This window comes from Schnuerera sp. xch1 (genome assembly GCF_019931165.1).
Classification (GTDB): domain Bacteria; phylum Bacillota; class Clostridia; order Tissierellales; family Tepidimicrobiaceae; genus JAIOUP01.
The window spans coordinates 1-13,219 of the sequence record NZ_JAIOUP010000026.1 but is presented as its reverse complement, the minus strand read 5'-3'; the positions used below and the strand labels follow the sequence as shown (position 1 = coordinate 13,219).

Below are 13,219 nucleotides of genomic sequence, written 5' to 3'. Positions count from 1 at the left end.
TGCACCAGGAAAACCTCATCATCCATATCAAAATTATTAGCCAAATCAAAACTAAAAATTAGTTGCATTTTTTTGATTTTTGCTTTATGATTAAATTTAGTATGGTTTTTCATAGTATTAAATTATACTAAAAAACAGGTCTTAGCGCTAGCGCTCTAAGACCTGTTTTACTTTTTTGGGCTTTTTATTTTGAAACAGCCCCATTATTTTGCATATGTTAAAATCTCATCTAATAACTTATCTCTCACTTTGTCTATACTACTATAATCTATATTTGGCCTATACATCTCTTCTAATATTTTATGATTTTCTTTCGCTTCTGATAAATTGGAGATAGCCTTTTTCTTTAAAAGTTCATAGGTTTCATAGTCATCTTTAATTTTCACCGTCTCCTTAAAGTATTTATTTAAGTTAATTCTTCTATGCGAAAATTCCATTGCAGTTTTGTTTGAAGTTATACAAGTATTCAATTCCTTAATAATTAAGGATTCTACCTTTTCAGGAATAGTAGAATCGTGGTAATATTCCATACTATATCCTTTTATCCTACATTCTTCTATTACTTTATTGATCAATGTTGATTTTCCTGTTCCTATTTCTCCGTCAATGAAATATATATTCTCAACTCCTTCTAAAATAGTATCAGTATAGTCTACAAATCCCTTAGGAGTATTGGCCGTTGAAAAAGAATGTCTCTCCTTGAACATTATTTCCTGTTTGTTTATATCTTTTTGAGAAAATATTTTATCTACCACAGATCTAGTTTCATTGTTTACCTTCTCAAAATCCACTCCGGATTTATTATTCTCAACTATCAACTCGTATATGGATTTAGCTGAATTTAAGTACGAGAAAGTTCTGGAGTATGCTCTCTTATTGTTTAATTTTGCTTCTATAATCTTATCCTTATTCTTTGCTAATTTCTGCGAATCAATAAATTGGCCTAAATCTATAATCTTATCCTTTAATCCAGGGTAAACTGGATCCATTGTATGTGGTGCAGTTCCATCTACTATAGCTATTCTAAGCTCTTTTATTAATATACTATCTAAAGACTCAGGATCAGAAGGACAATGATGAAATTCTATGGTAAAACCTTCTTCTTTCATATACTTTCCTATTCTTTTCATCAATGACGATTTGCCACCACCTGGCATTCCTTTCAAAATATATAACATTGTTCTATCATCATCAACTATATTGTCATGGAATGAATAAAACCCATTTGCCGTATTGCCTCCAAAGAACATTCTTCTGATATCTTTCACTAAAAAACCTCCTCTTAATTGATTATAGTAATAATTTATTCCATTATATTTATTATGTGCAAAAAAGAAAAAACACTTCCCAAAAGAAGTGTTTTTATAATTTTTTAAATTCAACATGTGGTAAAGCTTCTTTTAATTTAGAACCTATATTATAAGTATTAAAACCTTCATTTTTTGGTGAATTGCCCATGACAATATGAGTAATATTATGATTTTTTGCAAAATCAATCATGGTTTCTAATACATTTTTTGATCTCAATACAGTTAAATCTGCTCCTGCTTTTTTTGATACTTCAAATAGGTATTCTAATGCTTCTCCGTCATCAACATCTGTTAAAAATTTTTCTTTTTCATTTACTACATGTATCACATATAATTTATCATTTTCACTTTTTATTAATTCATGGCCTCCTAATATCAATCTTTCACAAGTCTTTTGCTGAGTAACACACACCATAACATTATTTCTTTTCATTAAGATCCCCCTTTACAGAGTGATACCGATTTAATTATATCATAAAAAGCAAAAATAATATCAAGCTATATATTTTTATTCATAGTTTTTTATATATAAAATAGGATAGCTTATTTAAGCTATCCTATTCATCATCCATTAGATCTTTCTCTCCTGTTTCAACCAACTTTCTTGTCATAAGTCCTCCTACACGGCCAGAATCAAATATATTAGTTACAGGATTAGATTCATCTTTATTAGTAAAATCATCTGAAACCCCTAGTTCATTAGCTATTTCCAATTTTAATTCATCTAAAGCTTTTCTTGCATTTGAATCAATCGTTCTTTTAGCCACTTTATTCACCTCTCTAAAGTATGATTATTCTTATTTATTTTATCTATAAATTGATTTTAAATACAAGGCAAATAAAGGATTTATAAAAATAAAAAATAAAAAAGCGGCAAAAGTCGCTAATATTCAATGGCGGGAGTATGTGGGAATCGAACCCACCCAAGACGCTACTAACGCCTCGCGCTGGTTTTGAAGACCAGAGAGCACACCAGCACTCATCTACTCCCATTCAATTGTTGTAAGATTTAACACTACTATATTATAGCATGTTTTTTTGTTGTGTCAAGTATACTAAAATTTTATGAATTTTCACCTTTGTGTGTCAATTGTGTATCAAAATTTTCGTTTTTTGATTTTTAGAGCTTAATTTTATATTTTTTTAGAAGTCAAATGCACCTGCTATTTCCCTATCCCGTTCTGGAGATTTTCAATGTATATAGAAAGAATTGTGGAGAATTCAGAATCACCTAATCTGTATCCTTTTTAAGGACAACTTTTAGTTCTCGCTAAACTTTCATTTAGATTCCACTTTCTATTCTTGAAACTTATTTTTGAAGGATCTATATTCCTATTATTCAGTTTTTAAAAAGAGTTTCACAATTACTTATTATGAATTGGCCTATAATATCATAACATACACCATATGCTTCCTCATATTTATCATTTTTACGAAGTTCATCGTATATCTTGATATTATAGATCGCCCAAATGTTTTTCTGCTATTTCATAATGTTTTTTTAGCACTTACCTTTTCGTTGTCCTTATATTCTTATTCTATCTCTATTTCAAATTTCTTCATATAATCTTTGGCTAGAGTTTCATCAAATTTATCTATTTCTTTAATTACATTTCTATATGCATTTCTTATTAATTTCTTATAAGAAGGGTAATTAACATTTGCGGCTACATCGGTAGAACCTATAATATATCGCTTAGTTTTTACTAAATCATTTTTAATTCATTGCTTAGCAATCTCATTAAAGAATTTATCATAATGTTCCATTCCTCGCCGCTTAATTCTAAAGTGGCTAATAGTTGTATCATCTGGAACAGGATCATCTATGCTTAATTTTAAAAACCAATGGAAGGCAATATCTGTTTTGATTCTATTAACAACTTCTACATCTGAAAGCTTGTATAAGTACTCAGGAAGTAATATCTTTAGCATTATAATTGGATCGTTAGAACCCCTGTCCATTGTGCCATATTTATCTTTAGCTTTATCGTATACGAATAAAAAAACAACGATAGGATCTATTTTAACTAGTAAATAATCTTTAGGAATCAATTTCTCGAGAATCATATGATCAAACACATCAACTTGCCCTCTGTTTTTGCCTAGCATATGCCCTCAACCTTCCATATCTCAACGTTTATCATATATTTATTAACCATATTTTATATGGATTCTGAAAAATTAATTATATAAAAAGTTAAGAATACAACCATCTTAACCTTTTAATGCATGTTATTACAAAACCAATGATTTATAGGAGTTTTTCGAAGCCTTCACAAGCACTGAACTATTCTACCAAGCCCTAGTGAACTCTCACCATCAAGTTGCTGCCTATGCCGGGCACACTTAAAAAGCTCTCCTGAATACACAGAAGAGCTAACTTTTATTGCGGTTTAATTGATTTTTCAGATACTTTATTATAGCTTCATCTAATTCTTTACTTGTTTTTAATATTTCTTCTTTACTATTATTAGAAATATCTTGATATAATCTATGTCTAATTTTTTCTATTTCTTCTTTTAAGTTTTCTAAATCACTCACTTCTAATGGTAAAATTTAGGTTCAGAGAAGGCCATTTGCCATGCCATTATATCTATTTCCGCCGCTCTCTTACATTAAGAACATCATTTGGACGTTGAAAAGGCATCCCATGATTCTGTTATGTTACATCAATATCTGTAGCAGTCGCTTTTAACACATATTTATCTAATATGTGTGCTACCCCATCCTCATTATTATCATGTTCTGACACTATATCCCATCTTTCTAGAAGTTTTTTATCTGAATTTTTCATTGCTATGCCTAATCCTGCATCTTTTATCATATGATAATCATTTAAGCTATTGCCTATTGTCAAAATCAAGTTATTATTTACATTCATTTTATGAGACAATATTTTTAATGAATTTGATTTTGATATATTATAAGCCATTATCTCTAAAGAATTAGGTGTCGACATTGTTATGCTTATAGGTAAATCTGCTTCTGATTTTAATCGGTTAATAAAATAATCTAATCTTACTTCAGACTCTTTTATAACTATCATATAAGGAGATGAGTTTATTTGATTGCTTAATTTACCGACTACTCTATATTCTATCCTATGCTCTTTAGAAAATTTCCTGGCTTCTTTAGATTCTTCAGCTACATATAAAATGTCGTCGATATATACTTTAGTATACATATTATACTTTTCTGATAATTTTAAAAATCGTTTCACATGTTCCATTTGTATTTTAGAAGAGAAGATTGTATTTTCACCAACAGATTGTTTTATAAGTGCTCCATTATAAGCTATAATAGGAATATTTACATTCAGAATCTTTGCATAGTATTGTGCAGATTTAAATGTCCTCCCAGTAGCTAAAACTACATCTATCTCTTCTCGGATACATTGTAATATTTTTTTTATGTTTTCCTTAGATATGAATTGTTCATCATTCAACAATGTACCATCCATATCTATTGATACAAGTTTATAAGACAATGTCCCACCTCTATTAAATTATTTTTTTTATGTTTACGTATAATTGCTTTACAACATTTATATCTGTTAGTCCAGTTTCCTTGTCTATAGCTGAACTATAGACATGTGGAATCACTTTTTGGCACCCTGCATCTATACACACTTTTACTACATCATATATATTCTCCGTTGTTATACCTCCGGTAGGTTCTATTACTGGTATGCCTATACGTACGCATGCCTTTGCAGCTTCCCTAAGCTCATCTAAATGTTTAGCACCACGTATATTAAAAAATTTTAATGAATTAATTCCAAAATCTTTTAACATGCAAAGAGCTGTATCTATATCAACTATTGCAGCTTCTTTTTGTGCGCTAAATGAACCTGTGGATATTTTTGCCATCCCTACTGTTCCTGTTGGACTTATAAGTGCATTTACTAATGTATTTTTACAACCTTTACCCTTTAATAATCCCACTGTATATCCTGCCGTAGCAAATACTTGATTTACATGTCCAGGATCTGTTTCAGCTGCTATCACCGCCGCTTTTTTCCATTGATTCGGATCTCCAGCACCTAATCCTATAGATATTGTTGGAATATATTTTTGAAATTCCTTTACATATTTCACGCCTTCATCTATATTGTTAAATTTTTTTGACAATATACCTATTACTCCGTTACCGTCTAACACCTCTAAAATATCTTTTGCATTGTCTATATTCTTAGCAAGTAAATTTATTGCAACTCTATCTTTATAAAACCTCAATTTATCTAATTCCATTTAGCTTCTACCTCCTAATTATCCTAAATTTTTTATTATGTCTTTTAATCTTTCAAATATAATTTTTTCTTCTCCATCTTTTAATGGTCTTGGATCAATATTTATTATTCCTATGTTTGCATAATGGTTTCTTGTATATATACTAGGATTCCCATTCTCTAATTCTCTTATAATGTAATAAGCATCCACTCCCAATATATCTGAATTTATTTTTACCTTTGCCCTGTATATACACCTTCCTGCTTCATCTTGAATTACAGATGCCTCCAATCCATTTATAGTATTAATTTGCTTTATTAACCACTCCATACGTTGTTTTTGTACTTTTATTGATGCTTCCATGTCTTTTTGATTATATATTTCAATTGCCTTCAATAAACCCATAATATTTTCTTTTCCTGTTTTCATTGCACGCCCTATTCCTTTGTACTGTAACTGGCAGCACTCTATAAGATCTTTTCTTCCAGTGATAAACCCTGATGTAGGCCCTTCAATTGCTTTACCGCCACTGTATATTACTAAATCTGCACCTAATCCAATATATTTTTTTAGATCCTCTTCTGCAGCTGCATCAATAATTAGTGGTATCTGGTATTCTTTTGCTATATTCACCATATCTTTTATGGATGTCATGCCTTTCTGTACTGTATGATGAGATTTTATATAGATAAGGGCCGCTGTTTTTTCATTTATTGCTTCTTCTATATGAAATGGTTCTACTTTATTTGACTGGCCTACCTCTATAGGTATACCTCCGCCTAATCTAATCATTTGAATAATTGGTGCACCAAAATTTATTGCATGTCCTTTTTGAATAATAACTTCATTTTTTAAACCTTCATTTAAAGGAAGCTTTTCGATTTTCGCTATATCTTTACCAGTTATACATGCTGCAATAGATATGGCTATTCCTGCGGATGATCCTAAAGTAACACATGACCCTTCTCCACCAGTATATTGAGATAAAATATCTCCAGATTTTTTTATTAGATTATCCATTTTTACAAAATTCATTGCAGCTTCTTTCATATAATCTCCAACATTTTTATCAATAGTAGATACTCCTAATGTTGTCATCTTACCACTAGCATTAATCACCTTTTTCAGTCCCATATTTTCATATATATTCATAACTACAACCCCTTTAAATTAAGAGAAGAATCATAAAGGTTAACCCTAGATTCCTCTCTCCTTATTTATGCTATTACTTCAAAAAACTTGCGAATATTATTTTACGCCTTATACCCTTTCCTATTACTCTAGAAACAGACGGTAAAATAACTATAGAATCAGAAAAAGGCTATATTTTAATTTTAACCTAGTTCCAATTCTATTAATAAATTAGAAGAGTCCTAAAACAGATGTAATAATTGAAACTAATACAATTGAAATTAAAATTTTAGTATATTGTGGTCCTCTTTTCTTAATATAACCATAAATAATAAATACAGTAGCTAAAGATAACAAATTAGGTGCAATTGTATCTAAAATTTCTTGAATAACAATCGTTGTTCCTCCAGAAAAGTTAAATTTCAATGGAGTAGTTAAACTTATGTAGCTTGCAGATAATGCTCCCATCATTATTAATCCAATTACATTAGCTGTAAATATAATTTGTTTCATACTACCGGTTCGCATTAATGTCACAACTGACTTCTTTCCTAAAGTATAACCATTATGAATGAGAAAATAAGAGATGAGTATTGTTATTAATGGATATAAAATTAATGGCATAATCCCACCAATTGCTGATCCATTATTTGCAAATGGTAAAAATATAGATATAATAATTGGCATTAATGCAGCCCATATAATTGAATCCCCCATACCTGCAATAGGCCCCATTAACCCAGTTTTAATACCATTAATTGCATTGCTATCTATCTTTTCACCTAATGATTTTTCTTCTTCCATTGCAATTGTTATCCCTTGAATAATCGAACCAAATATACCTTCTGTATTAAAAAATACAAGATGTCTTTTTAATGCTTCACTCAATTCTTCATCAGTTGAATACAACTTTTTCAAAATAGGTGTCATGGAGGCACAGAACACTAAACTTTGTAGTCTTTCATATGAGTTTGATAATTCTGCCCCTGCATAATAAATCCACATGGATTTATTAATATCTTTTTTAGTTAGTTTACTTTCACTTCTCAAAATAACATCTTTATGAGTTTCCATAATTAAGCCACCTCATCTTTCAATGTAAATAAATTAAGTAGCAACGCAATACATGTCCCAATAATAGCTACAGCCATTGTAGGCAAGCCTAGATATGCAACAGCAAAAAATCCAATAATAAAAAATGGAATAAGCTTATTTTTCCCAATTACCGTAAGTGTTATTGCAAATCCTAATGCTGGAAGTATCCCTCCCATAATCTCAAATGAATGCATTAACCACTCAGGTATAATTTTCATAAGTTTTTCAACAGCCTCAACACCATAATATACTATCGCAAAAACTACTGGAAATCTAATAATCCATCCCATCAATGCTGGATAAATAAAGGCACACCGCATAATTCCTTTTGTATTAGCCTGAGTTGCATAATCATCCGCCATATGCACCCAAATTGCGTTTGTTGTTCTTCTTAATTGATCCACAAATACTCCCAAAACACCAAATGGAATAGCAAACGCAATTGCCACCTGAGGCTCTATATTCGCAAGTACACCTAGTGGAATTGCAATACATCCAGCTAACGCTGGATCACTAGGAACATTTCCGCCAGGAGTAGATGTTACTCCTAAATAAACTAATTGTAACGCCGCACCTATTTGCATAGCTAATACCATGTTTTCAGTAATCAATCCTACAAATACCCCAATAACAACAGGTTGTAACAACATACTTGAAAAGGTATACCCTAGTCTTAATCTTGAAAACCAATAATAAAATCCCATGAAAATTGAAATACCTAATGTGCTCATTTTCCACACTCCTTTACTATTAAATTAATACTTCTTCAAAATATTTTCAAATGTTTGTGGAGAATCTTCTGGTATTGTTTGAAAAATAATGTTTACATTTTGTTTATATAAACGTTTCAACCTTTCAATATCATTGTCGTCTAAAGTTATATTCTGAAATACTACTTTTCTATTCGGAGCTCCTCCCAAACCGCCTATTTGTATGGTATCAACCTTAATACCCTGGTTATATACATATTCTATATAGGCTATGTCTGGCAATAATAACAATACTTTTCCTGAACCAAATTTATTTTCTTTCCATGTTTTAATCGCCTCATCCCTACTCATCACATTAACTTTGATACCTTGGGGAGCACTCATCAAATAAATTTCTTTCATGAACTCATCTTTAACTAATTCATCACTTATAACAATAATCCTATTTGCTTGAGATTGGTTTACCCATTTTGTCATAACTTGACCATGGATTAACCTACTGTCAATTCTACATAATACTATTTCTGCCATAGTTATCCATCCTTTTCCATTAATAACTTATTTGCTTCTTCTATAACATCCTTTATTGAGACTTTTCCTTCATTTAAAAGGTGTTCAAAATCAAGTTTATTACTGAATATTATTGAAGATGAAGCTGTAATTAACAAGGGTGCATTTAGACCACAAATAACTTTTATTCCACGTTGTCTACCAACAACCGCTGCAACATTTGTTGTAGTTCCTCCCAGTACATCTGTTAAAATTAATGAATCTTCAGACATTTTTTCTGAAATTGCAATTACCTTTTTCTTATAGTCAAGCAGTGTATCGTTTGGCAAAAGTGGAACTTCCTTTACAAAATCAATTTTACCTAATATCATTTCAACTCCTCTAACTAATGACATCCCCCATCCACCATGCGTCAGTAATAAAATCTTAGTCTCACTCATCGATTCCCTCCTTTCTGTATTATATTTCATTTTTTCTAATTTAATTGTAGCATACTACATTTTGTAAGTCAATATTTTTATCACCTATTACGTATCTTCTGTTTCTGTTAATCTAAAAGTGGTTCTCTTGCAAATTTAGTAATGATAAAAATGAAAAATATTTAGCAATGATTTGATACTTCTTTGTAATATAATATAATTTAATTATAGTCATGCTAAAGGAAATTCCAAATGAAAGATATAAGAATAATGCACTAGTTTAAAGAGAATAATAATAATTTATTATAGTTAAAAGTATTAAAGGTATTGCAAATTTCCTAATTACGGAATAATTTCAAATAGAATACATTCTAAATACACAATAAAAATATTTAATGGTTCTTTAGATAAAAGTCCACAAGAAATTATATTAATAGTTAGAAAATTTAAATGCAAAGAAACATTTTGCAGTCAGAAAATATTTATCGAAAGATTTTTTATTAATTCTTACGCATGGTTACCCAATAATATAATTGAAACAATTAGATTACTAGGGCTTCAATCAATGCGAAAAAAATTCCCACAATAATGTACAAATTTAAAATTAATATTTCGCATGATACCATAATACTAATTTTGAGAAAGTTATCGAAAATTTTAATAAAATTGTTGCTAATATAGGAGTAGATGATTTTGCTTTCAAAAAAGGCAAAGATTATTGTACATTCACATTAAATTAGTAAATAGAGATAGTTATATAATTTATGAGTCTGCAATACAAAAACCTTTAACAAAAGCAAAACAAATTTCTGATAAATTTCATCTGATCAAAAATCTCTAGATTCAGTAAACAAATAAAAGCAATTTAGAAAATCAAATCTCTAAAATTGAAATTAATAGTAATACACTAAAATTAGAGAATAAAAAATATCTATTAAATGAAATCTTATGATAGAGATAAAAAATAAATCTGATATATCTATAAAACAATTTGCTAGGAATTATTCAATGTCAAGGACAATCATAAAAAATACCTAGTTGCTAAAAAACCTGTACATTGGTTTATTGGAAAAGTAAAGAGAAGCAAGTTGGATTCAAGTATTCATTTCTTCTTATATAAGCAAAAATAAGATAAGGCAAAACGTAAATTATGATAAAAATGAAATTAAAAAAAGATAAAAATATTTCTATATAAAGATATGTTTTCAGAAAACAAATTACCGAATGATAAAAGCAAAAGAAATTAAGCTTATAAATTATGGACGATGTAAATTCAATCTATTTAGAATAAAGATACTTAGTCATAGGAAATATTTCGATAAATAACCAGCATATATCTTATTCCTAATAGAGTTACATTAAGACCACCCAATTTGCAAGAAAACCAGTTTTGAGTTGACAAATACAACTTCATAAGTAGTATTTTTATAGTGTATCTATATCTTCTTTAAAAAACTCATTTCATTAATAACTATATTTATTTCATTGTCAGATGTTTAAAGTAGCAATTTAAGTTGAAATTTAAGTTTTTTTTTTGTAAGATTATTAATAAAAGGATTATTTCAAAATAATTTAAATACTTTTATTATATTAAGAATTTAGTTCTATTTCCACACTAAAAATGTGTTATAAATATATTTAATATTTAATATTTCATTCTTTCATTCTTAATATAATTTAAACTATATGAATTTTTAAAACTTCGATATTTAAATAGATCTTTTAAAATATCCTATATGAAAATAAAGAGGAGTGATATACATGAATAACTCACAAGATATATTTGGATTAACTTCAAGAATCAATAGTATGTTAAGTCAATTTACAAAAACAGATTGGAAAATTGTACAATTCATGAAAAATAATACAGAAAAATTTATAAATAATAGTACACAACAACTTGCTAGCGAAATAGGTATCTCTGATGCAAGCATAATTCGATTTGCTCAAAAAATTGGTTACTCTGGTCTTAGTGAGCTTAAATATACATTACAACGTGAACTAAATTATACCACAGAAAAAAAAGAAAAAAAAGGATATTCATTGTTATGTAATGAATACAAGCTTCTAACTGATTCTTTATTTTCCTTATTTAATCCAAACGAAATTGATTTATTGTGTGAAAAAATTACAAAATCATCTAGAATTTTTATTGTTGGGGTAGATACCAATACTTATATTTCAGGGTTACTTACACACAAATTTATGAATCTAGGCCTAAATTTTCAATCTATAACCACATATGATGCTTTGAAAATTTATTCTCAAACTTCTACTTCAAGTGATTTAATTATTGTGATAAGCTTATCTGGAAATCGCATAAAGCTTTCTAAATTAATGGAATGCTTCCATAAAAATAAAAGTTATATTGCTTTAATTTCAAATTATGAAAAATCTCTATGTTCTAGATATTCCGATTTAGTTTTCTTAATTCCCAAAACAAACTTATTAGAAAATAGTAATTCAATCTCAAGAGAAATATTAATATTACAACTATTTGACATATTTTTTTATAATATCATTTCTAAGAATACTTCCGTATATGAAAAATTTCTTGCAATATCATCATTTGCAAATGAAAATGATGACGATCGTAACCCATTAAGTAAATTGAAAGATTTATTATAACTATTAATATATGAGGAAATTGCATAATAAAATTGTTTATTAAATTTTGCATTTCCTCATATATTAACTTTCAATTCCATATAGTTTTTATATTCTTAACGAATATAAATTTAAAATTAAACTATCTCTATGACAATAATAGTAAAAGAACGAAGTTTATAGATACACCATTTTTTAAAAATACAACAATATCTTCGTCAACCTTTCTAATATTCTGATACATAATTTACTTCGAAAACTAATATTATAAGTAAAAATTGCTATATTTCTAATCACACAAAGCCTGACAAAAATAAAGATTCATCTTTTAAGCTATAATAATATTCTATTGTAATTATTTTTCATTTACAGCCTTTACAAATTCAAGAGCTTTCTCGTAGCTCACAATATTATGATATTCTTCATTTGGATTATCTGCGTAAGCATAGGAAACATTACTTACTGTGGTTGGATCCTTTCTCCAGATTTTGCATGAACTATGATATTGTAGGATGCCAGTCTCATCCATTAACCTTTTACAATTTAATGCATTTACTCCACTACCTGCTAATATCTCAATTTTATCTCCATATTTATTCTGAAGCTCAGATAATAGGTCTATAGCTTCTATAGCTTTAGGCTTTAATCCACTGGTCAATACCCTCTTAACGCCTAAATCTATGAGTGTCTCTATGGATTTATAGGGATCTTTCACACAGTCAAATGCTCTATGAAATATTGCATCTTTATTGTGCTTATCAAGTATATCAACTATTTTTTTATTCTTCACCTTATCTATCTCCCTATTTTCATCTAAACATCCAAAAGCAATACCTTCAATATCATATTCCACAATGAATTCTATATCTGATAGCATAGTATTAAATTCATACTCATTATAATAGAATCCAGCACCACGAGGTCTTACCATTACAACAATTGGAATCTGGCAGTTTTCTACCACCAGTTTAATAGTACCTATAGAAGGAGTAAGTCCTCCCATATGGGTACTATTATTAAGTTCTATTCTGTCGGCTCCTGCTCTTTGGGTAATTAAAGCATCCTCTAAACTATCACAACATATTTCAGCAATTCTTTCCAATTTCTTTTCTCCTTACATCTATAATATAGTTAGGCGTTTGCGAAACGCCAAAACCCGTATAAATACGGGATATTTTTTCATAAAATAATATAACTCCTCACCGATT

The 13,219-nt window shown here is 28.9% G+C and carries 14 protein-coding genes and 1 tRNA gene; 1 reads left to right on the top strand and 14 read right to left on the bottom strand.

The window, feature by feature from the left end; all coding sequences use genetic code 11:
• Nucleotides 1-203 precede the first annotated feature (203 nt).
• The 13 genes from K8M07_RS12180 to K8M07_RS12120 all read right to left on the bottom strand — a co-directional run bounded on the left by K8M07_RS12180 (nt 204) and on the right by K8M07_RS12120 (nt 9,425).
• Nucleotides 204-1,268, bottom strand: coding sequence for an ATP-binding protein (locus tag K8M07_RS12180; RefSeq protein WP_223379321.1), 1,065 nt, complete (start codon nt 1,266-1,268; stop codon nt 204-206).
• A 94-nt stretch (nt 1,269-1,362) separates the two neighbouring features.
• A complete protein-coding gene (locus K8M07_RS12175) occupies nt 1,363-1,743 on the bottom strand; it encodes a universal stress protein (protein ID WP_223379319.1) in 381 nt (126 codons plus the stop codon).
• Nucleotides 1,744-1,867: 124 nt separating this feature from the next.
• Nucleotides 1,868-2,077 (bottom strand): small, acid-soluble spore protein, alpha/beta type, encoded by a 210-nt coding sequence (locus tag K8M07_RS12170; protein WP_223379317.1) that lies wholly within the window; start codon nt 2,075-2,077, stop codon nt 1,868-1,870.
• A 127-nt stretch (nt 2,078-2,204) separates the two neighbouring features.
• Nucleotides 2,205-2,301: transfer RNA gene (locus K8M07_RS12165), tRNA-Sec, on the bottom strand.
• A 731-nt stretch (nt 2,302-3,032) separates the two neighbouring features.
• On the bottom strand, nt 3,033-3,419 hold the full coding sequence (locus K8M07_RS12160) for a transposase (RefSeq protein ID WP_223379315.1): 387 nt from the start codon (nt 3,417-3,419) through the stop codon (nt 3,033-3,035).
• Between the two features lie 267 nt (nt 3,420-3,686).
• On the bottom strand, nt 3,687-3,851 hold the full coding sequence (locus tag K8M07_RS12890) for a Spo0E family sporulation regulatory protein-aspartic acid phosphatase (protein WP_223379313.1): 165 nt from the start codon (nt 3,849-3,851) through the stop codon (nt 3,687-3,689).
• Nucleotides 3,852-3,969: 118 nt separating this feature from the next.
• A complete protein-coding gene (locus K8M07_RS12150) occupies nt 3,970-4,797 on the bottom strand; it encodes a Cof-type HAD-IIB family hydrolase (RefSeq protein WP_223379311.1) in 828 nt (275 codons plus the stop codon).
• A gap of 13 nt (nt 4,798-4,810) precedes the next feature.
• Nucleotides 4,811-5,560: a 2-dehydro-3-deoxy-phosphogluconate aldolase gene (gene dagF, locus K8M07_RS12145; RefSeq protein WP_223379309.1), complete on the bottom strand. Its 750-nt coding sequence runs from the start codon at nt 5,558-5,560 to the stop codon at nt 4,811-4,813.
• Between the two features lie 18 nt (nt 5,561-5,578).
• A complete protein-coding gene (locus tag K8M07_RS12140; protein WP_223379307.1) occupies nt 5,579-6,691 on the bottom strand; it encodes a DgaE family pyridoxal phosphate-dependent ammonia lyase in 1,113 nt (370 codons plus the stop codon).
• Nucleotides 6,692-6,901: 210 nt separating this feature from the next.
• Nucleotides 6,902-7,744 (bottom strand): PTS system mannose/fructose/sorbose family transporter subunit IID, encoded by an 843-nt coding sequence (locus K8M07_RS12135; protein WP_223379305.1) that lies wholly within the window; start codon nt 7,742-7,744, stop codon nt 6,902-6,904.
• A gap of 2 nt (nt 7,745-7,746) precedes the next feature.
• Nucleotides 7,747-8,496: a PTS mannose/fructose/sorbose/N-acetylgalactosamine transporter subunit IIC gene (locus K8M07_RS12130; RefSeq protein WP_223379303.1), complete on the bottom strand. Its 750-nt coding sequence runs from the start codon at nt 8,494-8,496 to the stop codon at nt 7,747-7,749.
• Nucleotides 8,497-8,520: 24 nt separating this feature from the next.
• Nucleotides 8,521-9,006, bottom strand: a complete 486-nt coding sequence (locus K8M07_RS12125) for a PTS system mannose/fructose/N-acetylgalactosamine-transporter subunit IIB (RefSeq protein WP_223379301.1) — start codon at nt 9,004-9,006, stop codon at nt 8,521-8,523.
• 2 nt (nt 9,007-9,008) lie between these two features.
• Complete coding sequence (locus K8M07_RS12120; RefSeq protein ID WP_223379299.1) at nt 9,009-9,425, bottom strand: PTS sugar transporter subunit IIA; 417 nt, start codon at nt 9,423-9,425, stop codon at nt 9,009-9,011.
• A 1,740-nt stretch (nt 9,426-11,165) separates the two neighbouring features.
• On the opposite strand from K8M07_RS12120, the gene K8M07_RS12115 reads away from it, so the two are divergent.
• Nucleotides 11,166-12,032 (top strand): MurR/RpiR family transcriptional regulator, encoded by an 867-nt coding sequence (locus K8M07_RS12115; RefSeq protein WP_223379297.1) that lies wholly within the window; start codon nt 11,166-11,168, stop codon nt 12,030-12,032.
• A gap of 334 nt (nt 12,033-12,366) precedes the next feature.
• Here the strand turns inward: K8M07_RS12115 and K8M07_RS12110 are convergent, their stop codons facing one another.
• A complete protein-coding gene (locus tag K8M07_RS12110; RefSeq protein WP_223379295.1) occupies nt 12,367-13,113 on the bottom strand; it encodes a copper homeostasis protein CutC in 747 nt (248 codons plus the stop codon).
• Nucleotides 13,114-13,219: the final 106 nt, after the last annotated feature.